General features: G+C 70.1%; 21 protein-coding genes and 1 tRNA gene. 11 read left to right on the forward strand and 11 right to left on the reverse strand.

The annotated features are described in order from the left end of the window. Positions 1-72: 72 nt before the first annotated feature. The 3 genes from AC07AL_RS12875 to AC07AL_RS12885 form a co-directional block, all read right to left on the reverse strand. A complete protein-coding gene (locus AC07AL_RS12875; protein WP_478317416.1) occupies positions 73-1,692 on the reverse strand; it encodes a class I SAM-dependent DNA methyltransferase in 1,620 nt (539 codons plus the stop codon). A gap of 93 nt (positions 1,693-1,785) precedes the next feature. Continuing rightward, complete coding sequence (locus AC07AL_RS12880) at positions 1,786-3,948, reverse strand: N-6 DNA methylase (RefSeq protein ID WP_478317417.1); 2,163 nt, start codon at positions 3,946-3,948, stop codon at positions 1,786-1,788. Position 3,949: 1 nt separating this feature from the next. Further along, positions 3,950-4,534: a hypothetical protein gene (locus AC07AL_RS12885; RefSeq protein ID WP_478317418.1), complete on the reverse strand. Its 585-nt coding sequence runs from the start codon at positions 4,532-4,534 to the stop codon at positions 3,950-3,952. A 688-nt stretch (positions 4,535-5,222) separates the two neighbouring features. Here AC07AL_RS12885 and AC07AL_RS12890 point away from each other — a divergent pair. After that, on the forward strand, positions 5,223-5,768 hold the full coding sequence (locus AC07AL_RS12890; protein ID WP_363581403.1) for a Uma2 family endonuclease: 546 nt from the start codon (positions 5,223-5,225) through the stop codon (positions 5,766-5,768). A 91-nt stretch (positions 5,769-5,859) separates the two neighbouring features. Here the strand turns inward: AC07AL_RS12890 and AC07AL_RS12895 are convergent, their stop codons facing one another. Together AC07AL_RS12895 and AC07AL_RS12900 are read right to left on the reverse strand one after the other, a co-directional pair. Beyond that, a complete protein-coding gene (locus tag AC07AL_RS12895; protein ID WP_363581405.1) occupies positions 5,860-6,840 on the reverse strand; it encodes a hypothetical protein in 981 nt (326 codons plus the stop codon). Next, positions 6,837-7,367 (reverse strand): SigE family RNA polymerase sigma factor, encoded by a 531-nt coding sequence (locus tag AC07AL_RS12900; protein WP_363376868.1) that lies wholly within the window; start codon positions 7,365-7,367, stop codon positions 6,837-6,839. Before AC07AL_RS12900 ends, AC07AL_RS12895 begins: the two co-directional genes overlap by 4 nt. A gap of 187 nt (positions 7,368-7,554) precedes the next feature. On the opposite strand from AC07AL_RS12900, the gene hrpA reads away from it, so the two are divergent. Both hrpA and AC07AL_RS12910 read left to right on the forward strand, forming a co-directional pair. Beyond that, a complete protein-coding gene (gene hrpA / locus AC07AL_RS12905; protein ID WP_363581407.1) occupies positions 7,555-11,541 on the forward strand; it encodes an ATP-dependent RNA helicase HrpA in 3,987 nt (1,328 codons plus the stop codon). Between the two features lie 118 nt (positions 11,542-11,659). After that, positions 11,660-11,733: transfer RNA gene (locus AC07AL_RS12910), tRNA-Asp, on the forward strand. Between the two features lie 357 nt (positions 11,734-12,090). Here AC07AL_RS12910 and bldC read toward each other — a convergent pair. Beyond that, a complete protein-coding gene (bldC, locus tag AC07AL_RS12915) occupies positions 12,091-12,297 on the reverse strand; it encodes a developmental transcriptional regulator BldC (protein ID WP_014137253.1) in 207 nt (68 codons plus the stop codon). Between the two features lie 485 nt (positions 12,298-12,782). After that, positions 12,783-13,670 (reverse strand): DUF8083 family protein, encoded by an 888-nt coding sequence (locus AC07AL_RS12920; RefSeq protein WP_363581409.1) that lies wholly within the window; start codon positions 13,668-13,670, stop codon positions 12,783-12,785. A 208-nt stretch (positions 13,671-13,878) separates the two neighbouring features. Here AC07AL_RS12920 and AC07AL_RS12925 point away from each other — a divergent pair, with 208 nt between their 5' ends. Beyond that, positions 13,879-15,036, forward strand: a complete 1,158-nt coding sequence (locus AC07AL_RS12925; RefSeq protein WP_363581411.1) for a Glu/Leu/Phe/Val dehydrogenase dimerization domain-containing protein — start codon at positions 13,879-13,881, stop codon at positions 15,034-15,036. A gap of 416 nt (positions 15,037-15,452) precedes the next feature. Then, positions 15,453-15,710: a DUF3073 domain-containing protein gene (locus AC07AL_RS12930; RefSeq protein WP_063348338.1), complete on the forward strand. Its 258-nt coding sequence runs from the start codon at positions 15,453-15,455 to the stop codon at positions 15,708-15,710. A gap of 162 nt (positions 15,711-15,872) precedes the next feature. Here AC07AL_RS12930 and purM read toward each other — a convergent pair whose 3' ends face one another. From purM to AC07AL_RS12945, 3 genes are all read right to left on the reverse strand, one after another. Then, complete coding sequence (gene purM, locus AC07AL_RS12935) at positions 15,873-16,958, reverse strand: phosphoribosylformylglycinamidine cyclo-ligase (RefSeq protein WP_363581413.1); 1,086 nt, start codon at positions 16,956-16,958, stop codon at positions 15,873-15,875. 79 nt (positions 16,959-17,037) lie between these two features. Beyond that, positions 17,038-18,621, reverse strand: coding sequence for an amidophosphoribosyltransferase (purF, locus tag AC07AL_RS12940; protein WP_350880611.1), 1,584 nt, complete (start codon positions 18,619-18,621; stop codon positions 17,038-17,040). 242 nt (positions 18,622-18,863) lie between these two features. Next, complete coding sequence (locus tag AC07AL_RS12945) at positions 18,864-19,718, reverse strand: diacylglycerol kinase family protein (RefSeq protein ID WP_363581415.1); 855 nt, start codon at positions 19,716-19,718, stop codon at positions 18,864-18,866. A 126-nt stretch (positions 19,719-19,844) separates the two neighbouring features. On the opposite strand from AC07AL_RS12945, the gene AC07AL_RS12950 reads away from it, so the two are divergent. From AC07AL_RS12950 to AC07AL_RS12960, 3 genes are all read left to right on the forward strand, one after another. Further along, positions 19,845-21,128: an adenylosuccinate synthase gene (locus tag AC07AL_RS12950; protein WP_363581417.1), complete on the forward strand. Its 1,284-nt coding sequence runs from the start codon at positions 19,845-19,847 to the stop codon at positions 21,126-21,128. A 123-nt stretch (positions 21,129-21,251) separates the two neighbouring features. Continuing rightward, positions 21,252-21,881 carry a GNAT family N-acetyltransferase gene (locus AC07AL_RS12955; protein WP_363581419.1) on the forward strand — a complete coding sequence of 210 codons (630 nt, stop codon included), beginning with the start codon at positions 21,252-21,254 and terminating at the stop codon, positions 21,879-21,881. Between the two features lie 60 nt (positions 21,882-21,941). Beyond that, positions 21,942-22,142, forward strand: coding sequence for a DUF397 domain-containing protein (locus tag AC07AL_RS12960; RefSeq protein ID WP_350880617.1), 201 nt, complete (start codon positions 21,942-21,944; stop codon positions 22,140-22,142). 51 nt (positions 22,143-22,193) lie between these two features. Here the strand turns inward: AC07AL_RS12960 and AC07AL_RS12965 are convergent, their stop codons facing one another. Further along, a complete protein-coding gene (locus AC07AL_RS12965) occupies positions 22,194-22,352 on the reverse strand; it encodes a hypothetical protein (protein ID WP_350880619.1) in 159 nt (52 codons plus the stop codon). Between the two features lie 309 nt (positions 22,353-22,661). Between AC07AL_RS12965 and AC07AL_RS12970 the strand changes: the two genes are divergently transcribed. From AC07AL_RS12970 to metG, 3 genes are all read left to right on the forward strand, one after another. Next, positions 22,662-23,513: a helix-turn-helix domain-containing protein gene (locus AC07AL_RS12970; RefSeq protein ID WP_363628065.1), complete on the forward strand. Its 852-nt coding sequence runs from the start codon at positions 22,662-22,664 to the stop codon at positions 23,511-23,513. Then, positions 23,510-23,710, forward strand: a complete 201-nt coding sequence (locus AC07AL_RS12975; protein WP_063348346.1) for a DUF397 domain-containing protein — start codon at positions 23,510-23,512, stop codon at positions 23,708-23,710. Before AC07AL_RS12970 ends, AC07AL_RS12975 begins: the two co-directional genes overlap by 4 nt. A 207-nt stretch (positions 23,711-23,917) precedes the next feature. Then, positions 23,918-25,651, forward strand: a complete 1,734-nt coding sequence (gene metG, locus AC07AL_RS12980; RefSeq protein ID WP_363628064.1) for a methionine--tRNA ligase — start codon at positions 23,918-23,920, stop codon at positions 25,649-25,651. Positions 25,652-25,779 lie beyond the last annotated feature (128 nt).

The following is a 25,779-nucleotide window of genomic DNA, read 5'->3' on the forward strand; positions in this document are numbered from 1 at the left end:
ATTCTCCATGGTTGCCGTCCTCTACTAGGAGAATTCCGCGCCTCTGTAGCTCCTCCACTGTGTAGGTACCGCTCAGCACTGAACCCTCCCCACCTGCTCATCCACAACCTTCGCCAACCGCTCCGACTCCGCGAACTGCTCCCTCAGCAGAGCCGTCAAGCGGGCGATCTTCTCCTCCACCGGCTCCGCGTCCGGATCCACCTCCGCCTCGGCCATACCCACGTACCGCCCTGGCGTCAGCACGAAGTCGTGCTCGGCGATGACGTCCAGCGAAGCGCTCACGCAGAAACCCGGCACGTCCTCGTAGGGGCCAGCCCCTTCCACGCCCCGCCACGCCCGCACCGTGTCGCCGATCCGGTGGACGATCTCCTCCTCCGTCAGCTTCCTCAGCGTGCGGTTCTCCATCTCACCGAACTCGCGCGCGTCGATGAACAGCACTTCGCCCTTGCGGCCGGGCGCCCAGGCCGAGTGCCGTCCCTTGCCCTCCGCCAGGAACCACAGACAGGCCGGGATCTGAGTGGACCGGAACAGCTGGCCCGGCAGGGCGATCATGCAGGCCACCATGTCGGCCTGGACGATCGCGCGGCGGATGTCGCCCTCGCCGGACTGCTTGCTGCTCATCGAGCCGTTCGCAAGGACGACGCCCGCACGGCCGCCCGGGGCCAGCTTGCTGATCATGTGCTGGAGCCAGGCGTAGTTCGCGTTGCCGACCGGCGGGGTGCCGTACGCCCACCGCTTGTCCATGCCGAGTAGTTCCCCGCCCCAGTCGGAGATGTTGAAGGGTGGGTTGGCCATGACCACGTCCGCCTTCAGCTCCGGGTGCTGGTCGTTGCGGAACGTGTCGGCCGGCTCGTCGCCCAGCTTGGCTTCGACCCCGTGGATCGCCAGGTTCATGTGAGCCAACTGCCAGGTTGTCTGGTTGAGTTCCTGGCCGTAGACGGCGACGTTCAGCGGGTTGCCGCCGTGCGTCTCGATGAACTTCTCCGCCTGGACGAACATGCCGCCCGAGCCGCACGCCGGGTCGTAGACCCGCTCGCCCTGCTTCGGTTCCAGCACCTCGACCAGCAGCTTCACCACGCTCTCGGGGGTGAAGTACTCACCGCCCTTGCGGCCCTCCTTCAGGGCGAACTCGGCGAGGAAGTACTCGTAGACCTCACCCATGATGTCCCGTGCGCCCTTGCGCCTGCCGTCCTCGCCCAGCTGCTCCTGGAAGACCAGCCGGTCCAGCAGCTTCACCAGGCCGGCGAGGCGTTCCTCGTCCACCTGGCCGCTGTTGTAGATCTTCGGCAGGGTCCTGTTCAGCGCCGGGTTGAACTTCTCGATGGCGCGCATGGCCGCGTCGACGGTCTCGCCGACGCTCTCGCCCTCGACCGTGCCCTTCGCCCGCTCCAGCACGCTCTCCCAACGGGCGGCGGGCGGCACGTAGAAGATGCCGGAACCGGTGTACTCGCGGCGCTCTTCGAGGGTGGCGAGGATGTCCTCCTCGCTCCAGCCGCCCTCCTCGCACAGCTCGGCCTCCAACTGGGCCCGCTTCTCGGCCATGGCGGCGGAGACGTACTTGAGGAAGACCAGGCCCAGGACGAAGTGCTTGTACCCGGCGGCGTCCAGACTGCCGCGCAGCTTGTCCGCCGCCGCCCAGAGCACCTTCTTCATGTCCTGGGGTTCAGCCGTCTTCTTCTTCCGTGGCGGCACAGGGACCTCACTTCTTTCCTGATTGCGATGATCTTCGTCATGGGCCGTGGTGGACGGCACTGCCATGCTCCTTGTCGTCTCGCCGGACCGGCCTCAGGCACTGCCAGGTCGGCGGCGCAGCGCTAGGTCCCCGTCGGCGACCCCGGCCGCCAGCCGCAGGGCCAGGTTATCCAGCGCCTCCAGTTGTCTGCCCACGTCCGCGCGCTGCCGGTCCGTCTCAGCCAGGATGGCCTCCAGCTCGGCAATCTCTCCGGGCGGCAGCCCCGGCAGGTCCATTTCCCGCACGCTCACCCTTCGGACCAGCGACCCGCTGCTGCGCTGCTGGTTACGAGGGGCCGCGAGCAGTTGCGCGAGCGGGTGGGGGCGCATCCATACTTCGTCAGGGCGTACCTTCCCGGCCAAAAACTCCCGGTAGGCCGGGATCCTTAACCCTTGCACTGGTGCGAGCAGTACACACCCGCCTGCGGCGTCCACACGCGTGCGTACCCGGTGCTCGGTGAGGAGGAAGACGTCGCCGCGCTCGGTGGTCACAGCCTGGGGATACCGAGCCAGGTCTTCCAACGCGATCCGGCGCTGCCCGAGCGGCAGCGTGCCGAGCATTTCCTCACGCCCTACAACCATCACTCCGGCGTCCCCGACATCCGACTCATGGATCCGGTGCCCCGCCAGCAGCCTGAGCTGGCCGGCCCGCAAGTGCTCGCCGACCTTGCGGTGCGCCACCTCACCGCCGGGGGGCCGTCTGGCTATACCGAGGTCTCCAATCCACCTCTTGAGCTGCGGCAGTGCCGTCGCAGCCTCGCGTCGTGCTTCCAAAGTGGCCGAGAAGTGGTCCAGGCCCTGTTCCTTCGTAGCGAGACGGTGCGCTGGCAGGATGGAACGGCCGTCGAGGAGAACGCCCCTCCTGGGCCCGGCGACCGAAACTGGGAAGTTGCCTGCTTCTTCCGCCACCGGCGACTTTCCGTCCTGCAGCACTTTCGCCACGTGCGCCGGCCACGCACTGCCGACCCGGCGGGCAATCCGGTCGGCGTCGACCAATAGCACCCGGCCCGACTTCTGCGGTGCCGTCTCGTTCCGCAGCACGAGCAGCCCATGCTCTGCGCCCGTGCGGTACCGGTGAATGCGGCGCGGCAACTGGATGATCGCCGCCACTGCGTCCCGGCTCAGCAGTTCTTCACGCATCCGCGCGTTCGATGTCGCTGTCGCGCCGCGCGGCCGACTCAGGGTCCAGGACGGTACGACGACGAGGCCCCGGCCGCCAGGGTTGAGGCGGTCCGCAGTTTCAAGGGCCCAGCGCAACGGCCCTGTTTCGTCATACTCCCGCTCCCCTGCGGCGTAGGGCGGGTCGGCGATGACGACGTCACCAGACGGGATGCCCCGAGCGCGCTCAGGATCCGGATCGAACTCCCGGGGTCGCAGGGTGTCCAGTTCCTCAGGACGCGCACAGATGTCCACGGCAGTGCGGTGATGTGCAAGGAGCCGGTAGAGGATGAGCTTGCGTCGCAGAGGATCGGGCTCCACCGCGACGATTCTGCCGCACCCGCGGATACCGTCAAGGACGAACAGCAACTCCCCCACGCCAGCACACAGATTGATGATGGTGGGGTGGTCGCGATCGGAGGCCACCGGGCTGGCCAGCCTGCCGACCAACTCTGCGAGCGCGGGTGGCGTCGCATCCGTGATCAGGTCGGACTCCAACCGCTCGGTCAGGGCCAGCACCGCGTCGGCGGCGGCCCCAGGGGAACCCAACTCTTCGGTGAGCTGCCGGACCGCACGCACAACACGAGGATCTGCGACTTCCGCGTCTGTCAGCAGCTCTGCTGGCAGGGCATCAGTGCACCAGCTGTCCCCTTCGCTGGCCATGGCGCAGATGGCGAGCGCGTCGACGATGAGCTGCTTCGCCGATTCCAGCTCGTGTCGCAGCGCCACGAGTTCGCGTCGCCTGAGACCGCGTCGAAACCGATCGCCGTATGTCGGAAGGGTGTCGTTCTCCTGGGGTCCCGCATCCGGGATCGGTCGCAAGTCCAACCAGGCCGCGACAGCCTCCGCGTCGAAGAGGGGCCGGCTGTCGCTGCCTCCCACAGGATCAGGGAACGGTGGGCGCCTGTCGCTGTCCGGCTGAAGGGACTCCTTGGAGAATCTGCGCCGCCAGTTACTGACGGTGGGCCGACCTACTTGGGCGAGTTCCTTGATCTCTCCCAGAGAAACCAGTCCGGACGCCGCCTGCGCGCTGTCCCACCCCGTCTCTTCCGTCGTCATGTCACAACCTCACCGGCTCTTGGCCGGACAGCACACCACTCTTGCGGGCCAGCACCTCGGGCACCTGACTGTGCTTCTCATGCCTCTCCGCCATCGGCGGAGAGAGATAGCGCAGCAGAGCTATGGTCGTGCGGAAGTCCTCGTCGAGATGCCGGTGGAAGATTCGCTCCTGATGCGCAATGCGGTTGCGCAGCGTACGCATACGGTCAAACTTGCCGTGCAGCGCTTCGCGGCCGCCGCGGTGCTCGCGGAAGAGATGCCTCAGTGCAGGGTTCCAGTACTTCATCTCGTAGTTGCCGCCTCGGCCGCCCTTGCCAAGCAGGCTGACCCAAAAGCCGAAGGACAGCTGCGCAACCACGTCACAGGTCTCATACGTGGGCTTGCGCCGAACCAACTTCTCCTCTGCGGTCTCGATCTCGGCTCGGCCGTGACGATTGGGCTCGGCCCGCCGTTCGTTCCACCAGTCCTGTCGGGCATACCGGCCTCCGAGCTGCCGGTGCAACTGGTTCCGCAGGGCCACTTCCAGGTCACGAAGAGGACTCTGCAGGGCGCGCGCCACTTCCGAGTCCCAGGCATACAGACGCATGGCCTCCTCCTCGTCACCGCTGCACGTGTCCAGGAAGGGCTGAAACCTCTCTGCGGAGATAGCCTCGATTAAGCGCGCTTGGTCACCCTGTGTCATCATCGCCCTCTTTCGTGCAACGAGGGCACGTGATAGTGTCGTCGTTGTAAGCCTTGGAGTCCTGTCACCGCATTGCACACAGCCCGAGGCAGAGCCTGGTTGTTCGCCCCCGAGTCCGCCCGCCCAGTTCAGGCGGACTCGGGGGCGCAACTGTTTCTAAGCAAGAGGCCTGCTCACAGAAGCAACGCTCTGCTAACTACGACCAAGAGTAGTGAACCGCCTCCCCGCCATGTCAACGCGTCTCGGTGAGAAGGGCGCTTCTCAGAATCGCACAGCAATAAGGCCTGCGGTTACTAAGCCTCGGTTCCCTACGGACGGGCAACGCCGATTGACGCCAGCGCTGACGCCAACCGGCCTGGGCAAGGGCATCCGACAGCGGACGTCCGAAGACTGCAGAACCAGACAAAGTGGGTCATATCACCGCCCCGGCTTGGCCTGAAAAGCGGAAGGTCGCCGGTTCGACCCCGGCCCTGGCCACAGATCGGAAGCCCCGCAGCGTGATCGCTGCGGGGCTTCCGCCGTCCCGGGGGTCGGACGCCGACTACGCTGGCTGCCGGATACCGGTGGATTCGGTTCGGGAGGCGTCGCACTCATGACCCCGGAACACTTCGAGCTCCTGGAAGAAGCCCGCAGGAGCCTGCCCGACGGCTTCAAGGTGGAGCTCTCCGGCGACACCATCACCATGATGGTGAGCCCCTCGGGGATCCACCAGCGCAACCTGCTGGTGGTGCGCCGGCAGTTCGACGCCCACACCCCGGCCGGGCTGCTGCCGAGCGAGAACACCGATCTGGTCTCGCCCAACGTCGGCAAGAGCCGCAATCCCGACCTGACGTACCTTCCGGACGACGCGCTGGCCACCACCGACAACCAGGTGCCCGCCGAGCTGGCCGCGATCGCGGTCGAGCTGGTCTCGCCCTCCAACCCCGAGAACGACTGGGTCGGGAAGGTGCGGGACTACCCGCTGATGGGGATCCCGCTGTACCTCCTGGTCGACGCGCGGGAGAAGACCGTCACCCTCTTCAGCAGGCCGGACGGCACCCGGTACCACCGGCGCGAGGACATCGCGTTCGGCGAGACGCTGCGCGTTCCGGAGCCCTTCGGGTTCGAGCTGGTCACTGGCGACCTGCTGCCCTACTGATCCCGGGCGGCTCCCCCTCGGGCGGGCTGACCCGAGGGGGAGGTGGGCCGGTCGCGCGGGCGGCGCCGAGGCCGCACAGCGCCGGGCGGGTTCAGTAGGAGCGGAACCAGCTGGCGTCGGTGCCCAGCACGGAGCCGTCCGCCGCGTAGTACGTGAACGTGCGGGCCTGGGCGCCCGGCTTCTTGGCGATCGCGTACCAGTGCGTCGGGGAGTCGCCGAGGGCGACCGGCACCGACGCGCTGACGCCGCCGGTGTCCCAGGTGACCACGACCTTCGCGACCTGGGGCCGGACCCCGGCGATCACCACCGGTGAGGCGCCCAGCTCCCCGCCCTTGAGCCCGAGCATCGTCCCCCCTCCGGAGGTGGCCCGGTCGATGATCGCCCCGTCCGGCGTCCCCGGGGCGGGGGTGTCGTGCATCGCGTCGTCGACCTGGCGCTGCCCGTCCACGGTGGCGTAGAGGTTCACCAGGTCCACGTCCGGGTGCCAGCTCCGGTCGATGTCCGCCCGGGTGGTCTCCGGCAGTTGCGGGATGGCCGCGTGCCGGTCCGCCCAGATCAGCCGGGCCTGGCGGAGGGCGTCCTCCTTGGTGGCGGCCGCCGGCCAGAACGCGGCCCACGCCTGCCACTGCCTGCCGTTCGTGGTGCCCTGGCCGACCACGACCCGGACCGGGGTGAACGGATCCCGCGCGGGAGCGGTCGGTGTCGTGGCGGTGCCCGCGGTGCCTGCGGTGCCTGCGGCGGCCTCGGCGGTGGTGACGGTCCGGGCGTCCGCCACCACCGCCCCCGCGTCGGCCGCGTCTCCCGGCCCCCGCCCGAGCCCGAGCCCGCCGAGTGCCGTCCCCCCGACGACGGCCGCCGCGACCAGCGCCGCCACCGCCCCGCTGGTCAGCAGCCGCCGGCGCCGCAGCCGGCGCCGCCCCCCGGCAACCAGCCGGTCGTACGGGACGGCCCCGATCTCGACGCTTCCGGCCAGCTCGCCCAGGACCCGCGCCGCCGAGGCCTCGGACCCCGCCCCGGCCCTGTCCTCGCCGTCCACGTTCCCCATGGCCCCCACGTTGCCCTCGTTGCTCATCTTCCGCCTCCGATGCTCGCCAGCCCGTTGAGTGAGGAGGCCTCCCGCAGCTTGGCCAGGCCCCTGGCCGCCTGGCTCTTCACCGTCCCGACCGAGCAGCCCATCGCCGCGGCGGTCTGGGTCTCGGTGAGGTCCTCCCAGTACCGCAGCACGACGGCCTGCCGCTGCCGGGGCGGCAGCGTGCCGAGGGCCGTGAGCAGCGCCGCCCGTTCGTCCAGCCGCGCGTAGCCGTCGGGGCCCTCGGGTGCGGCCCGGTCGGGGACGGCGGTGACCAGTTCCTCGGCCGCTCGGCGGCGGAACCGGCGGGCGTGCTCGTTGATCAGGATCCGGCGCACGTAGGCGTGCGGGTCGTCGGCCGCCCGGACCCGGCTCCAGGCGACGTACGCCCGCTCCAGGGCCTGCTGGACCAGGTCCTCGGCGGTGTGCCGGTCCCCCGCGAGCAGGTACGCCGTCCTGAGCAGCCGCGTCCACGCGCTGCCGGTGAACGCGCGGAACTCCTCGTCCCTCGCGGTCTTCTGGGCTCCCATGAGCACCTCCTCAACCCCCAGAGCCCGAAACCGCCGCGAACCGTTGCCTGGCCCGGCCCGAAGCCGCCCGGCCCGACGTCACCGGCACCCGGACCCGCCGTTCGCGCTCGGCCGCCGGGGGCTGTGACACTGGAGAGGCTCGAAAACCGAGGTGCGCGCCGCCGTGCCTCCTTGCGAACCTAGAGGGATGCCCGCAGTGAGTTCTCCCGCAGTCCAGTCCGCCCCCGCACCCGCCGAGGGTTCCGGTATCGGTGAGCTGGCCGCCCGCCTGCCCGAGCTGACCCTGCGCGACCAGGTGCGGATCGGGCGCCGACTGGAGGGGGCCCGTCGGGTCCGCAAGCCCGAGGCCCGGCAGAAGGTCGCCGCCCAGATCGCCGCCGACATCGACCGCGCCGAGCTGCTGGTCGAGCAGCGCCGCGGTGCCGTCCCGCCGATCAGCTATCCCGCCGAGCTGCCGGTCAGCCAGAAGAAGGACGAGATCCTGGCGGCCATCCGGGACCACCAGGTGGTGATCGTCGCGGGTGAGACCGGCTCCGGCAAGACCACCCAGATCCCGAAGATCTGTCTGGAGCTGGGCCGCGGCGTGCGCGGTCTGGTCGGCCACACCCAGCCGCGCCGGATCGCCGCCCGTACGGTCGCCGAGCGGGTCGCGGAGGAGCTGCGCAGCCCGCTGGGCGAGGCGGTCGGCTGGAAGGTCCGGTTCACCGACCAGGTCGGCCAGGACACCCTGGTCAAGCTGATGACGGACGGCATCCTGCTCGCGGAGATCCAGACCGACCGCGAACTGCTCCAGTACGACACCCTGATCATCGACGAGGCGCACGAACGCAGCCTCAACATCGACTTCATCCTCGGCTACGTCAAGCAGTTGCTCCCGCGCCGCCCGGACCTCAAGGTCGTGATCACCTCCGCGACCATCGACCCGCAGCGCTTCGCCCGGCACTTCGACGACGCCCCGATCATCGAGGTCTCCGGCCGCACCTACCCGGTGGAGGTCCGCTACCGCCCGCTCGTCGACGACCTGGACGAGGACGACGACGCGACGGACGCCGACCGCGACCGGGACCAGATCCAGGCGATCTGCGAAGCGGCCCAGGAGCTCCAGGCCGAGGGCCCGGGCGACATCCTGGTCTTCCTCTCCGGCGAGCGCGAGATCCGCGACACCGCCGATGCCCTGGACAAGCTGAAACTCAAGTCCACCGAGGTCCTGCCGCTGTACGCCCGGCTGAGCTCGGCCGAGCAGCACCGGGTGTTCCAGCGCTCCGGCAGCCGCCGGATCGTCCTCGCCACCAACGTCGCCGAGACCAGCCTCACCGTCCCCGGCATCAAGTACGTGATCGACCCGGGCACCGCCCGGATCTCCCGCTACAGCCACCGCACCAAGGTGCAGCGGCTGCCGATCGAGGCGATCAGCCAGGCCAGCGCCAACCAGCGCAAGGGCCGCTGCGGCCGCACCTCCGACGGCATCTGCATCCGGCTGTACTCGGAGGAGGACTTCCTCTCCCGCCCCGAGTTCACCGACGCCGAGATCCTGCGCACCAACCTGGCCTCGGTGATCCTGCAGATGACGGCGGCGGGCCTCGGCGACATCGCCGCCTTCCCGTTCCTGGACCCGCCGGACTCCCGCAACATCAAGGACGGCGTGCACCTGCTGCACGAGCTGGGCGCGCTGGACCCGGACGAGAAGGACCCGCGCAAGCGCCTCACCGCGCTCGGCCGCCAGCTGGCCCAGCTCCCGGTGGACCCGCGGATGGCCCGGATGGTGCTGGAGGCCGACAAGAACGGCTGCGTGCGCGACGTGATGGTGATCGCCGCCGCGCTGTCCATCCAGGACCCGCGCGAGCGCCCCGCCGAGAAGCGCCAGGCCGCCGACGAGCGGCACCGCCGGTTCAACTCGGAGACCTCCGACTTCCTGTCCTACCTGGCGATGTGGCGCTACGTCCGGGAGCAGCAGCGCGAGCTGTCCTCCTCGGCCTTCCGCCGGATGTGCAAGGCGGAGTTCCTCAACTACCTGCGGATACGGGAGTGGCAGGACATCTACACCCAGCTGCGCACGGTCGCCAAGCAGTTGGGCGTCACCATCGAGGAGCCGCACGAGGACGCCGAGCCGGACGCCGACCGGATCCACCAGTCGCTGCTGGCCGGCCTGCTCTCCCACATCGGCCTGTTCGACGTGGAGAAGCGCGAGTACGGCGGCGCGCGCGGCGCCCGGTTCGCGGTGTTCCCGGGCTCGGGCCTGTTCAAGAAGCCGCCGCGCTGGGTGATGTCGGCCGAGCTGGTGGAGACGTCCCGGCTGTGGGCGCGGATCAACGCCAAGATCGAGCCGGAGTGGGTGGAGCCGCTGGCCGGCCACCTGATCAAGCGGACGTACAGCGAGCCGCACTGGGAGAAGAAGGCCGGAGCCGTCCTGGCGTACGAGCGGGTGACGCTCTACGGGATGCCGGTCGTCGCCCAGCGCAAGGTCAACTACGGCCGGATCGACCCGGAGCTGTGCCGCGAGCTGTTCATCCGCAACGCGCTGGTCGAGGGCGACTGGGAGACCCACCACCGGTTCTTCGCCGAGAACCGCAAGCTGCTCGGCGAGGTCGAGGAGCTGGAGAACCGGGCCCGGCGCCGGGACATCATGGTCGACGACCAGACCCTGTTCGAGTTCTACGACGCCCGGCTGCCGGAGGACGTGGTCTCCACCCGGCACTTCGACTCCTGGTGGAAGAAGGCCCGGCACGAGCAGCCGGACCTGCTCAACTTCGAGAAGTCGATGCTGATCAACGACTCCGCGGACGGCGTCACGGAGGCCGACTACCCGGACCACTGGCAGCAGGGCAAGCTGCGCTTCCAGCTGACCTACCAGTTCGAACCGGGCAGCGACGCGGACGGCGTGACCGTCCACATCCCGCTGCCGGTGCTCAACCAGGTCACCGCGGAGGGCTTCGACTGGCAGATCCCGGGCCTGCGGACGGAGCTGGTCACCGCGTACATCAAGTCGCTGCCGAAGGCGATCCGGCGCAACTTCGTGCCGGCGCCGGACTTCGCGAAGGCGGCGCTGCGCGCGGTGGAGGACCGCCAGGAGCCGCTGCTGCCGTCCCTGGAGCACGCCCTCAAGCGCCTGACGGCCATCACCGTGCCGCCGGAGGCCTGGGACGACGAGCGGGTGCCGGACCACCTCAAGGTGACCTTCCGGGTGGTGGACGGCCGCCGCAAGCTCGCCGAGTCCAAGGACCTGGAGGAGCTGCGGCTGCGACTCAAGCCGAAGCTCAAGGAGACGCTGTCCTCGGCGGCCTCCGGCCAGGGCATCGAGCAGGGCGGGCTGACCGCCTGGCCGGGCGGCCTGCCCGTGCTCCAGCGCACCTTCGAGCAGCGCTCGCGCGGCCACTCGCTGCGCGCCTACCCGGCCCTGGTGGACGAGGGGGCGTCGGTCGGCGTGAAGCTGTTCGACACCCCGCAGGCGCAGACGCGGTCGATGTGGGAGGGCACCCGCCGGCTGCTGATGCTGACCACCACCTCCCCGGCCAAGTCGATCCAGGGCCGGCTGGGCAACCAGGCGAAGCTGGCGCTCTCGCACAACCCGCACGGCTCGGTGAACGCCCTCTTCGAGGACGTGGTGGCCTGTGCGACGGACCGGCTGATGACCCTGGCCGGCGGACCGGCCTGGGACGAGGCGGCCTTCGGCACGCTGCACGACAAGGTGCGGGCGGACCTGTACGACCTGTCCGCGGACACCACGCTGAAGACGGCCACCGCACTGATCGCCTTCCACAAGGCCTCGACCCGGCTGAAGTCGGTGAGCAGCCCGGTGCTGCTGAACGCGGTGAACGACATCCGGCTGCACCTGGCCTCCCTGGTGCACCCGGGCTTCGTCACGGACACCGGCTGGCAGCGGCTGCCGGACCTCAAGCGCTACCTGCTGGCGGTGGACCGCCGGCTGGAGGCGCTGCCCAACCACCCGCAGCGGGACGCCCAGCAGTTGCTGAAGGTCCAGCAGGTGCAGCGGGAGTACGGGGAGCTGCTGGCGGCGGTGCCGGCCGGTCGGCAGCCGTCCGCGGAGGTGCTGGCGATCCGCTGGATGATCGAGGAGTTGCGGGTCAGCTTCTTCGCCCAGTCGCTGGGCACGCCGAGCCCGGTGTCGGAGAAGCGGATCACCAAGGCGATGGAGGCCGCCAGGGCCACGCTCTGAGCTGGGCGGCGGCCTCCTCGGGGGCCCTCAGGTGCCAGTTCGACCTGGGGGCCCACCATGGGCTACGATCTGTCTTGTTCGCAGCGCGGCAAGCGAGTGAACGAGATCAGAAAACTCTGGTCCCGTGGAGCAGTTGGTTAGCTCGCCACCCTGTCAAGGTGGAGGTCGCGGGTTCAAGTCCCGTCGGGATCGCCGCAGTGCGAGAGGCCCGGAACCGTCAGGTTCCGGGCCTCTCGCTTTTGGCGTCCGGTGTTTATCCCGGACCAGGTCCAGACCACAAGTGACAGACGGTGTGACGGTCGTCACTTATCTTTTCCCGAGAACACCCCCGCACCACCCCCACCAAGACCTCACTAATTTAATATGTAAAATTGTACAGCCATTAACTGTAAATCCCCCCCGCATCATGCGCATCGAATCGTTATCCGGAGTTCAGCATTCCGTACGTTGTGCCGAGTACCCGGACACCGCGAGCGGGCATGGCAAAGGGGCCGCTTACCGGACCCGGCGGAGTCCGGTAAGCGGCCCCTTTAAAGAGCCTTCGGCCTATCAGGCCTCAGTGCGCTGAGCGGGAATCCCGGCCAGCAGAGCGCGCACCTCCGCCTCGCGGTAACGGCGGTGACCGCCGAGCGTGCGAATGGACGTCAGCTTGCCCGCCTTGGCCCAACGAGTGACCGTCTTCGGGTCCACGCGGAACATGGTGGCGACCTCTGCCGGCGTCAGCAGGGGCTCAGCATCAGGGGTACGAGCGGTCATGAGCGGCCTCCTCGGGAGAACCGAACCAGGGCGGTTCTATCCTTCAAATTCTGCACCTTGGCCCGCGATGCCCGAAATGGCATAGACGGGCCGAGTCGGTTATAGGACGAACGGCTTGTCCTGGTGTCTACAACTACACCATCCGTCCAGCCCTATCGACCAAACCGCCAAAATTGACCCCTCACGGGTTCAAGAGCGACGGATGGCGATGGACCACCCCATAACGGGCAGTCACGCGGCCGTGACGCCTGGTTACGAGGGGACCAGGCCCCCTGTTTCCCCGCAAAGCACGCATCGACTCCAGAACCACCCAAAAGTGGGCATGCCCGCGTGAAGTTGGGCTGGTTGTCCCATTTTTGCACATAGGGGTAAGTTCGCGTCAACGGTGAGTAGTGTCACGTTCGACAGCTATTGACCCGAACCAGGACCTTGGTCATCCAGCTCGGGCCATAGGACTCTTACAGTCATACACGGGTGGTCGGACGTCAGTTCGCGTACCGCAGCGCCAGCACCCTCCGCCAGCGCGCCGTCAGTTCCCCGTACGCGCGCAGCGCCTCCGCGGTGTCCCCCGCCCGCAGCGCGCGGAGCCCCTCCTCCAGCTCCCCCGCCGAACGGTCCGCCAACAGCCGCTCCGGCCCCAGCAAATGCACCAGCCCCCCGTAGTCCAGCTCCACCAGCGAGCGCGGATGGAATTCCTCCAGCCACCGCCCGACCTGTTCCGCCCCCCGGACCAGTTCCCCGTCCGGCACCTCTTCACGCAGCGCCCGGAAGGCCCGGGCCACCCGGCGGCGCGCCTGCGCCATCGGCACCAGGTAGAACAGCGCCGCCGCCCGCCCCGGCTTGCCCCGCTCCTGCGCCGGCACGAAACAGCGGTCCTCGTCCCCGAACGGCAGGAACCAGCGCACCGGCACCTCCCACCGGCTGGTCAGGATCCACGGCCGGGCGTCCGGATGGCCGGCCCGCCAGCGCTCCCGGTCCGCCTCCGCCGCCGCCCGGGCCACCGGCGGCACCGCGGTGTCCAGCAGCGCCACCGGCGCGGCCGCCCGCAGCTCCTCCAGCGCCTGCCAGCTGCGCAGCCTGGTCGCCCACGGGCAGACGTACAGCACGCCGTCCACCACCCGCAGGTAGGCCCGCCCGCTCTCCCGCTCGGGCAGCGCCCGGGGCGTCCGGGCGGCCAGCTCCGCCAGCGCCTCCCGCTGCTCCTCCAGGACGGCCGCGGCCACCGGCTGCGCCGCCTCGACGGCGTCCGGACCGCGCTCCGCCGCGTAGGCCTGCCAGCGCGCCCGCTCGGACTCCGGGTAGGCGGCCAGCGGCTCGTAGACCCGCAGGTGGGCGGCGTAGGGCGGCAGTACCGAGGTGCGCACGACGGTCACGTCCTGCATGGTCGCACGCGCCGACCGGCCCCGGGAGGGCGCGCCCCCGAACCCCTTCGCGCCCGCACCGCGCACCCCCGGCGTCCCATTCCCCGGACCGCGGGGACAAGCTCGGACAAGAGGGCGGATCGGCGACGCTCCCGCGACTACGCTTCGCCCTAGGCGCCCGCACCACAGCAGGCGGGCCTTCGATACTGGAGTCACCACAGTGACCGACGTACAGACATCCGCCACGCACCCCGCACCCGGAGTGCTCAGCAGGATCTTCCGCACCGAGCAGGACGGCGCCCCCGGCGACGGCCACGAGCAGGTCGTCCTCTGCCACGACCGCAGCTCCGGGCTCAAGGCGATCATCGCCATCCACTCCACCGCGCTGGGCCCGGCCCTCGGCGGCACCCGCTTCTTCCCGTACGCCTCCGAGGAGGCGGCCCTGGAGGACGCGCTCAACCTGTCCCGCGGCATGTCCTACAAGAACGCGCTGGCCGGGCTCGACCTCGGCGGCGGCAAGGCCGTCATCATCGGCGACCCCACCAAGGACAAGAACGAGGCGATGCTCCGCGCCTACGGCCGCTTCGTGGAGTCCCTGCGCGGCCGCTACATCACCGCCTGCGACGTGGGCACCTACGTGCAGGACATGGACGTCATCGCGCGCGAGACGCAGTTCGTGACGGGCCGCTCGCCCGAGCACGGCGGCGCCGGCGACTCGTCCATCCTGACCGCCTTCGGCGTCTTCCAGGGCATGCGCGCCACCGCCCAGGCCCGCTGGGGCCAGCCGACCCTGCGCGGGAAGCGGGTCGGCGTCGCGGGCGTCGGCAAGGTCGGCCACTACCTGGTCGGCCACCTCGTCGCGGACGGCGCCACCGTCGTCATCACCGACGTCTCCGAGACCGCCGTGAACCGCGTCCGCGCGGCCCACCCGGAGGTGGAGGTCGTCGCCGACACCGCCGCCCTGCTGCAGGCCCGGCTGGACGTCTACGCCCCCTGCGCCCTGGGCGGCGCGCTGACCGACGACACGGTGGCCGCGCTCGGCGAGTCCGGCACCACGGTCGTCTGCGGCGCGGCCAACAACCAGCTGGCCCACCCGGGCGTCGAGAAGGACCTCGCGGACCGCGGCATCCTCTACGCGCCGGACTACCTGGTGAACTCCGGCGGCGTGATCCAGGTCGCCGACGAGATCGAGGGCTTCAACTTCGACCGGGCCAAGAACAAGGCCACCAGGATCTTCGACACCACCCTGGAGATCTTCACCCGGGCCGCCTCCGACGGCGTCCCGCCGGCGGTCGCCGCCGACCGCCTGGCCGAGAAGCGGATGCGCGAGATCAGCGCGCTGCGCACGGTCCTGCTGCCGGGCGCCCGCCGGGCCTGATCCGGCGCCCCCGGAACCTCGGATGCGCGGGGGGCGGCCGCACCCCCGTGACCCGCCCCCGGGCGGGAGGGGCCCAGCCGCCCCCCGCGCATCACGATGTGGAACCGGATTCTCACTTCTGCGCCCGATCGGGTGATCCAAGGTCCCCCTTGGGGGGATAATCGGTCCTGGAACGACGGACCTCAGACACCTCCGGACAGCGCGCAAACCGCCGCAAAACCTCCCCTGACCTGGGAAGACCTGGTCTCGGGTGCGGTCGGTGCGCGCCACGTCACACCGACGACGTACCGTCCAGCGGCGGAAACAGGTACCGTTAATGCTCCAAGGGACGGTCCTCCCATTCGGGCAGGCCGGTCCTGATCATGAACACGTGTCAGACTCGGGGCCGTGAGCCCCATCGTTGAGGGGGTCGACCCATGGGGCGCGGCCGGGCCAAGGCCAAGCAGACGAAGGTCGCCCGCGAGCTGAAGTACAACAGCGGCGGGTTTGACGCTAACCGTCTGTCCAACGAGCTGGGCGCATCGCCGTCCACCGCTCCGATCGACCCGGAGCCGATCGAGGAGGAGGAGGACGACGACCCGTATGCCGAGTACGCCGCCCGCTATGCCGACCTCGACGACGAGGACGACACCGAGCCGGGCACCGGGCCGTCGCAGGCCTCTCGCCGCTCGTAGCCAGTAGTTTCGCCGACCGGCCCAGGCGCCCAGCGCGCCAGGCCGGTCTTCGGCGTTCCCGCGTACCGGATGGTTACCGGGTGGTCGCCGCCCCCCGGGTGGCTGGACGACGAGAGGGCCCCTCCGGTGCGCCGGAGGGGCCCTCTCGTCGTCCAGCCGGGCTCAGCCCGCGGTGAAGCCCTCGTAGGCGTTGTAGAGCGCCGCGCCGGCCTCGTGCTCGCCGGTGCGCTCGACGATGTCGCCGAGCAGCCAGGCCTCGACGCCGCGGTCCTCCAGGATCGCCAGCACGGCGTCCACCGAGGACGGCGGGACGACCGCGACCATGCCGACGCCCATGTTGAGCGTCTTCTCGATCTCCAGGGTGGCCACCTTGCCGACCTGGGCGACGGTCTGGAAGACCGGCAGCGGGGTCCAGGTGCCGCGGTCCAGGCGGGCGTGCAGGCCCTCCGGGACGACCCGGGCCAGGTTGGCCGCCAGGCCGCCGCCGGTGACGTGCGAGAAGGCGTGGATCTCGGTGGCGCGGGTGAGCGCCAGGCAGTCCAGCGAGTAGATCCGGGTCGGCTCCAGCAGCTCCTCGCCGAGCGTGCGGCCGAACTCCTCGACCTTGCGGTCCAGCTTCCAGCCGGCCTCGTTCAGCAGCACGTGGCGCACCAGCGAGTAGCCGTTGGAGTGCAGGCCCGAGGCCGCCATCGCGATCACCACGTCGCCGGCCCGCACGCGGTCGGCGCCGAGCAGCGCGTCGGCCTCGACCACGCCGGTGCCGGCGCCCGCGACGTCGTACTCGTCCGGGCCGAGCAGGCCCGGGTGCTCGGCGGTCTCGCCGCCGACCAGGGCGCAGCCGGCCAGCGCGCAGCCCTCGGCGATGCCCTTGACGATCGCGGCGACCCGCTCCGGCACGACCTTGCCGACGCAGATGTAGTCGGTCATGAACAGCGGCTCGGCGCCGCACACGACCAGGTCGTCGACGACCATGCCGACCAGGTCGTGGCCGATGGTGTCGTGCTTGTCCATGGCGGCCGCGATGGCCACCTTGGTCCCCACGCCGTCGGTGGCCGAAGCCAGCAGCGGCCGCTCGTAGCGCTTGAAGGCGGACGCGTCGAAGAGGCCGGCGAAGCCGCCGAGACCGCCGACCACCTCGGGGCGGTTCGCCTTCTTCACCCACTGCTTCATGAGCTCGACGGCGCGGTCGCCCGCCTCGATGTCGACGCCGGCTGCGGCGTAGGTGGCGCCGTTCTGGTTGCTGGTCACTACGGTGCGGCCCTCTCGGGTCTGGTGGGGGCTGGAACAGCGGTGGGGCCCCGTTTCGCGGGACCCCACCGTGGATTCGTTACGGGCGGCGCAGCGCGTCGGCCGCGCCCGCCCCGCCGAGCAGCGACTGGACGCCGTCCAGGTCGCTGCCGCTGGTCGGCTTGCCGCGCACGGCCGGCGGCTGCTGGCTGCCCTTGATCTCGGCCTCCAGCAGGAGCTTGCCGAGCAGTGCCGGGTCCGGCAGCTCCATCGGGTACTCGCCGTCGAAGCAGGCCCGGCAGAGCCTGTCCTTGGGCTGCTTGGTGGCCTCGATCATGCCGTCGATCGAGATGTAGGAGAGCGAGTCCGCGCCGAGCGTGCGGCCGATCTCCTCGACGGTCATCCCGTTGGCGATCAGCTCCGCGCGGGTGGCGAAGTCGATGCCGAAGAAGCACGGCCACTTCACCGGCGGCGAGGAGATCCGGATGTGCACCTCGGCGGCGCCGGCCTCGCGCAGCATCCGCACCAGCGCGCGCTGGGTGTTGCCGCGGACGATCGAGTCGTCGACGACCACCAGGCGCTTGCCCGCGATGACCTCGCGCAGCGGGTTGAGCTTGAGCCGGATGCCGAGCTGACGGATGGTCTGGCTGGGCTGGATGAAGGTGCGGCCCACGTAGGCGTTCTTCACCAGGCCGGAGCCGTACGGGATGCCGCTGGCCTCGGCGTAGCCGATCGCGGCGGGGGTGCCGGACTCCGGCGTCGCTATCACCAGGTCGGCCTCGACGGGCGCCTCCTTCGCCAGGCGGCGGCCCATCTCCACGCGGGAGAGGTGCACGTTGCGCCCGGCGATGCTGGTGTCGGGGCGGGCCAGGTAGACGTACTCGAACACGCAGCCCTTGGGCTTCGCCTCGGCGAAGCGGGAGCTGCGCATGCCGTTCTCGTCGACGGCGATCAGCTCGCCGGGCTCGACCTCGCGGATGAACGAGGCGCCGCAGATGTCCAGCGCCGCCGTCTCGGAGGCGACCACCCAGCCGCGCTCCAGCCGACCGAGCACCAGCGGGCGGATGCCCTGCGGGTCGCGGGCGGCGTAGAGGGTGTGCTCGTCCATGAAGACGAGCGAGAACGCGCCCTTGACCTTGGGCAGCACGACCTTGGCCGTCTCCTCGATGGAGAGGTCCGGGTGGCCGGCGAGCAGCGCGGTCACCAGGTCGGTGTCGTTGGTCGCGGCGCTCCGCCCGGAGCGGGAGACGTGCTCCTCACCGGGCAGTTCGGCGACCATCGCCGCCAGTTCGGCGGTGTTCACCAGGTTTCCGTTGTGCCCGAGGGCCAGCGAACCGTGCACGGTCGCGCGGAAGGTCGGCTGGGCGTTCTCCCAGACCGAGGACCCGGTGGTCGAGTAGCGGGCGTGTCCGACGGCGATATGCCCGTGCAACGACCCCAGGGAGGCCTCGTCGAAGACCTGGGACACGAGCCCCATGTCCTTGAAGACGAGAATCTGGGAGCCGTTGCTCACTGCGATGCCCGCGGATTCCTGACCGCGGTGCTGCAGGGCGTAAAGGCCGAAGAACGTGAGCTTGGCGACCTCCTCGCCGGGAGCCCAGACACCGAAGACGCCGCAAGCGTCCTGGGGGCCTTTCTCACCGGGAAGAAGATCGTGGTTGAGTCTTCCGTCACCACGTGGCACGTCTTCGAGTCTAGGGCAGCGGGCACGGGCTTCCGGAACCCGGGCGGCCGGGATTGTCTGACGATCGGCCGGTAACGCGCGTAGACAAAACCCCTTACCGGGTGGGGATTTCGGGTGGGGGGAATTCCGGCCGGAGGCGGTTGGCCTTGTGGTTCGCGCCTGTTGGGGCGTTCCGTGTGCGGAGGGCCGGGAGTCGGGGCGACGGCGAAAGTGAGCCTGCTCACCCGGGGTTCACCCCGGCGTCACGCGGCGGGCAGCAACAGGCCCCAGGCGCCCGGGTGGACCGTCCAGGTGCGGGCGCGGACCGGACCGACGGGGTGGCCGTCCGCCTCGTAGCCGAAGCCGCGCCCGACCACCGAGACGCTCTCCGCCCGGGCGCGCACCAGGGCGCCGGGCGCGCGGATCACCACCTCCAGCACGCCGGCGGCGTCCGCCTCGACGCCCGGCAGGGTCAGCTGGACCAGCCGCACCGGCCGGTGCACGTCGGCGAGCAGCCGGCCGTCGGCCTCGACCCGGACCCGGGGGTTGTGCTCGGCGGAGGACCGGCCGTCCGCCGCGAGTGCGTTCGCCTGCTCGGCCGCAGCCAGTTTCGCCCATAGCGAACGCCAACCACCCGTACGGCCGGCCGGACGCCGCGTCCCGGCACCGGTGATCCGCACCCCTCCCAGCGCCACCCCGCCGCCGTCGTCCACCAGCAGGTCGAGCTTGCGCGCCGCACCCGACAGCACCGCTCGCGCGGCCCGGACCGGCTCGCCCGGCACCCCGAGCGCGCGGGCCGCGACCAGCTCCTCCGACCGGCCGACCGGAACCATGCCCACCGGATCCGCGCCCAGCTCACGCTGGCGGTACAGGGCTTGGAGCACCCGCTGCAACGCCAGGTCGGAACCGATCACGACCGGGCGTCGACGACCCCGGTGCGAAAGCACCCGGTCGAGTTCGGACGGGCTCTCCGGATAGACCACCTTGACGTCCGCGCCTCCGCAGAGCACGTCCTTCGCGATCCGCACCGACTCGCCGTCGGTCTGCCGGGCCGCCGGGTCGAGGAGCAGCAGGAGCGGCTCGGGGCCGCCGGTTGCGGGCGTGGACAGGGACGACACGACCGGTCCTTCCTCAGGTAATCTCTCGGTGCAAGAGCCCCTTGCGCTACTGCGCCAGGGGCTTCGTCTATCTCGGGGCAGACTGCGGCCTACGCAGGATGCCCCAACCGGAAGGGGTGTACGCCTGTGCCGGCACTCGTGCTCGTTGGCGCTCAGTGGGGGGACGAGGGCAAGGGGAAGGCCACCGACCTCCTCGGCGGCTCCGTCGACTACGTCGTCCGCTACCAGGGCGGCAACAACGCCGGTCACACGGTGGTCATCGGCGACCAGAAGTACGCCCTGCACCTGCTCCCCTCCGGCATCCTCAGCCCTAACGTGACGCCGGTCATCGGCAACGGCGTCGTCATCGACCCGGGCGTGCTGCTCTCCGAGCTGAGCGGCCTCAACGACCGTGGCATCGACACCTCCAAGCTGCTGATCTCGGGCAACGCCCACCTGATCACGCCGTACCACCGCACCCTGGACAAGGTCACCGAGCGCTTCCTCGGCAAGCGTCGGATCGGCACCACCGGCCGCGGCATCGGCCCGACCTACGCGGACAAGATCAACCGCGTCGGCATCCGGGTCCAGGACCTGTTCGACGAGTCGATCCTGCGCCAGAAGATCGAGGCGGCGCTGCACGACAAGAACCAGATCCTGGTCAAGCTGTACAACCGCCGCGCCATCCCGGCCGAGCTGGTCGTCGAGGAGTACCTCGGCTACGCGGACAAGATCAAGCCCTTCCTCGCCGACACCACCCTCGTCCTGGACCAGGCGCTCAAGGCGAACAAGGTCGTCCTGCTGGAGGGCGGCCAGGGCACCCTGCTCGACGTCGACCACGGCACGTACCCCTTCGTGACCTCGTCGAACCCGACCTCGGGTGGCGCCTGCACCGGCGCCGGCATCGGCCCGACCAAGATCGACCGGGTCATCGGCATCCTCAAGGCCTACACCACCCGCGTCGGCTCCGGCCCGTTCCCGACCGAGCTGCTGGACGAGGACGGCGAGGCGCTGCGCCGCATCGGCGGCGAGCGCGGTGTCACCACCGGCCGTGACCGTCGCTGCGGCTGGTTCGACGCGGTCATCGCGCGCTACGCGACCCGGGTCAACGGCCTCACCGACTTCTTCCTCACCAAGCTCGACGTGCTCACCGGCTGGGAGCAGATCCCGGTCTGCGTCGCGTACGAGATCGACGGCAAGCGGGTCGAGGAACTCCCGTACAACCAGTCCGACTTCCACCACGCCAAGCCGATCTACGAGACGCTGCCGGGCTGGACCGAGGACATCAGCAAGGCCAAGACCTTCGCCGAGCTGCCGAAGAACGCGCAGGCGTACGTGAAGGCGCTGGAGGAGATGTCCGGCGCGCCGATCTCCGCCATCGGCGTCGGCCCGGGCCGCGACGAGACGATCCAGATCAACTCGTTCATCTGAGCCTGATCCGGTCGAGGGCCCCGCGGGACGTCCCACGGGGCCCTTCGCTTTGCCCGCTCCGCCGATTTTGCACTAGTGCAGAAGTTCATTGCATCTAGTGCAGCATGGCGCTACCTTTCCGGCATGACCGCACAGCCGCCCACGCCCGTGACCCTCACCGGCCGCCACGTCCGCCTGGAGCCCCTCGGCCGCCACCACCTGCCCGACCTGTGGGCCGGCGTCGGCCCCGACCCGGAGGTCTGGCGCTGGATCCCCTCCCTCCCGCCCGCGACCGAGGAGGAACTGGGCGCGATCCTCGACGCCCGGCTCGCCGAGGTGGCGGCCGGGTCGGCGGTGAAGTTCGCCGTGATCGACCTCCCCAGCGGCCGGGCCGTCGGCATCACCGGCTACTACGACGTCAGGCCCGTCGACGAGGTCGTCGAGATCGGCGGCACCTGGTACGCCCGCTCGGTCTGGCGCACGCCCGTCAACACCGAGGCCAAGCTGCTGCTGCTCTCGCACGCCTTCGACGACCTGGGCATGGGCCGGGTCTACTGGAAGACGGACGCGCTCAACGAGCGCTCCCGCAACGCGATCCTGCGCCTCGGCGCCCGGTACGAGGGCGTCCACCGCCGCGAGAAGCGGCGCGCCACCGGCGTGTGGCGCGACACCGCCTACTTCTCGATGCTCGCCGACGAGTGGCCCGCCGCCCGGATCCGCCTCGTCGAGCGCCTTTCGCGCGGTGCCCAACCCCCCGTGCGCCCCCGTTCCTGAACGGCCCCCCGGGAGTTGTCCAGGGTGCCAGGCAGGAACCGCGATGGGAGTAGGAAACCGATGACCCAGCAGTGGCAGAAGTCCACCAGCAGCACCCGGGACGGCGGCGACTCCGTGGAGGTGTCCGTCAACGAACGGGGACTGATCGAGGTCCGCGAATCCGAGAGCCCCGACGCGATCATCGTCACCACCCCGCAGAAGTTCGCGCTCTGGATCGAGGGCGTGAAGCGCGGCGAATTCGACCACTTCGGCGACGGCTGACCGCACCCTCCGGTGGCCCCCCTCCCGGCGGGGGGCCACCGCTGCCGCGCGCTATTTCTTCTCGACGGCGGCGGAGGAATGGCGGACGACGAACTCGCGTTTTACGGAACGCGGTTCGCGGGGTTGGGCGTTGACCAGCCAGACCAGCCAGCCGACGAATAGCACGGCGAGCAGGAGGGCGGACAAACCGGCGACGAGCAGGCCGTTCACCGGGTGGCGGGAATGCGGTGGGCGGGGGTGAGAAGCAGCGGAAGCGGCATGACAGTCTCCGGTCGGTGATGTCGAGCGTGCCGACCATGCATCTGGTGTGTATTTACGGCTGATTGGCGGCTGTTTAGGCCACAACAAGTCAGTGACTGACGCGGGAACGACCATAGGGTCGAGGTGCAAGACTTGCTACCGAGCGGGAGAACGTTCACTCCATCGTGGGGTATCCCCCATTTCAGTAGCTAGGGCCGGGTGAGCACGGCACACTTCACCGGAAGCATCGACCCGAGCCGCGATCCGGAGAAGAGAGTCATGCCACCCCGCTTGTCGCCGACCGTGCGTCAGCAGCGCCTTGGCATCGAGCTGCGCAAGATGCGCGAACGCGTGGGCGTGACGCCCAAGAGCCTGGCCGCCACCCTGGGCACCGACCTGCCCAAGATCTCGCAGATGGAGAACGGGAAGTCCGGCATCAGCGCCGAACGGCTCCGGCTCTGGGCCCGCACCTGCCACTGCGCCGACGGCCCCTACCTCGACGCGCTGCTCGCGATGACGCAGGACCGGCGCAAGTACTGGTGGGACGGCTACCGCGGCCGGCTGCCCGGCGGGCTCATCGACATCGCGGAGATGGAGCACCACGCCGAGTCGCTGGCCATCCTGCACACCACCTTCATCCCCGGACTGCTGCAGACCTCGGCGTACGCCTCCGCGGTGTTCGCCCGGGTCCGGCCGCCGATGCCCCAGCCAGACGCCGACGCCCGCACCGCGTTCCGGATCCAGCGCCAGCGGCTGTTCACCGAACGCCCGAAGCCGTACGCCGCGTACATCCACGAATCCGCGCTGCGCATGCAGTTCGGCGGGGCGGTGGTGCTGCGCGACCAGCTGCTCGGCGTGCTGGAGGATTCCGAGCGGCCCGGGGTGGAGATCCGGACCATCCCGTTCAGCGTCGACACCTTTCCCGGGTCCGGAGAGAGCCTCTACCTCGCCCGCGGGCCCGTTCCCGAGCTCGACACCGTGCAGATCGACCTCTCGAACGGGCCGAAGTTCGTGCACACCGACACCGAACTGCAGACGTACCGACAGATCAAGGAGGAGACCGCCGCGGTCGCCCTCGGGCCGGCCGAGTCCCGGGACTTCATCCGGGCCTTACTGAAAGACTTCTCATGACTGAGTGGCGGAAGTCCTCGTCCAGCGGCGAGAGCAACGAGTGCGTCGAGATCAGAGCCGCCGACGGTCTGGTGGAGATCCGCGAGTCGGACCGCCCCGAGATCGTCGTCCGGACCACGCCGCGCAAGTGGGCCGCGTTCGTCCGCGGGGTGAAGGCCGGGGAGTTCGACCGGTACAGCGACTCCGTCGGGCCCTGAGCCACACCCGCCCCCGAGCAGCACCCGCCCCTGAGCAGCACCGCCCTTGAACCGCACCCACCCCTGAGCCCACCCCTGAGCCCGCCCCTGAGCCGCACCGTCCTCCCGGCCCGGCGGCGGTAGGCTTGGCAGCCCACAGTGGACCCCTGCGCCTGGCACAGCACTCCGGGTGGGGTGCGCGTGCGGGAGAAATCGGAGCATCCGAGGATGGCTCGGCACCTGGTCACCAGCGCCCTTCCGTACATCAACGGGATCAAGCACCTGGGCAACATGGTCGGGTCGATGCTCCCGGCGGACGTCTACTCCCGCTACCTGCGCCGGCGCGGCCACGAGGTGCTCTACATCTGCGCGACCGACGAGCACGGCACGCCCGCCGAACTGGCCGCGCAGGAGGCCGGGCTGCCCGTCGCCGAGTTCTGCGCCCAGGCGCACGACGCGCAGAAGGCGGTGTACGACGGCTTCGGGCTGTCCTTCGACCACTTCGGCCGCAGCTCCTCCCCGCAGAACCGCGAGATCACCCAGGAGATCGCCCGCGAACTCCAGCGCAACGGCTTCATCGAGGAGCGCGCGATCCGGCAGGTGTACTCCAACGCCGACGGCCGCTTCCTGCCGGACCGCTACATCGTCGGCACCTGCCCGCACTGCGGCTACGACAAGGCGCGCGGCGACCAGTGCGAGAACTGCACCCGGGTACTGGACCCGACCGACCTGCTGGAGCCGCGTTCGGCGATCAGCGGCAGCTCCGACCTGGAGGTCCGGGAGACCAGGCACCTGTTCCTGCTCCAGTCGGAGCTGACCGACGAGGTCGAGCAGTGGATCGCCGCCCACGGCGACGACTGGCCGGTGCTGGCCTCCTCGATCGCCCGCAAGTGGCTCACCGAGGGCCTCCAGGACCGCGCGATCACCCGCGACCTGGAGTGGGGCGTCCCGGTGCCGGCCGACGTCTGGCCGGAGCTGGCGGCCGAGGGCAAGGTGTTCTACGTCTGGTTCGACGCCCCGATCGAGTACATCGGCGCCACCAAGGAGTGGGCGGACGCGGCCCCGGCCGGGCAGGCCCGGGACTGGAAGTCCTGGTGGTACGAGGCCGACCACAGCGTCCGGTACACCGAGTTCATGGCCAAGGACAACGTCCCGTTCCACACCGTGATGTTCCCGGCCACGATCCTCGGCTCGCGCCGACCGTGGAAGAAGGTCGACTACGTCAAGGCCTTCAACTGGCTGACCTACTACGGCGGGAAGTTCTCCACCAGCCAGAAGCGCGGCATCTTCACCGACGTCGCCCTGGAACTGCTGCCGGCCGACTACTGGCGCTACTTCCTGATGGCGCACGCCCCCGAGTCGGACGACTCCAGCTTCACCTGGGACCTCTTCGCCTCCGTCGTCAACAAGGACCTCGCCGACACCCTCGGCAACTTCGTCAACCGGGTGCTCACCTTCAGCCGCAAGCGCTTCGGCGACGCCGTCCCGGCCGGCCACGCGCCCGGCGAGGCCGAACAGCGCCTCGGCGAGCAGATCGCCGCCCTGCTGGCCGAGTACGAGGCCCAGCTGGACGGGCTCAACTTCCGCAAGGCCGCGCAGGCTCTGCGCGCGCTGTGGAGCGCTGGCAACGCGTACCTGGACGAGAAGGCGCCCTGGCTCCAGGTGAAGACCGACCCGGACGCGGCGGCGCTGACCCTGCGCACCGCGATGAACCTGATCCAGCTGTACGCGGTGGTCTCCGAGCCGTTCATCCCGACCGCGGCGGCGGCGATGCGCGGCGCCTTCGCCCTGCCCGAGGACGCTCCGGCGGCCGGCCTGTCCTGGGTCGGCCCGGAGCAGGCGCGGGCACTGGACCTGGTGCCGGCCGGGACGGCGTTCACCGTGCCGCCGGTGCTGTTCGCCAAGATCACCGACGAGGACCTGACCGCCTGGACCACCCGCTTCGGCGGCCAGGAGGGCTGAGCCCCGGGGGGGGGGGGGGGGGGGGGGGGGGGGGGCCCGCCCGCGTCCACAGGAGGGGGGGGTGGGGCTACCGCCCTCGTGGGTTTGTTTTGTTCTTTGGCCCGTCCCCAGTAGCCAAGCCCTCCCCC

The sequence above is a fragment of the Kitasatospora sp. NPDC043949 genome (assembly GCF_056435365.1).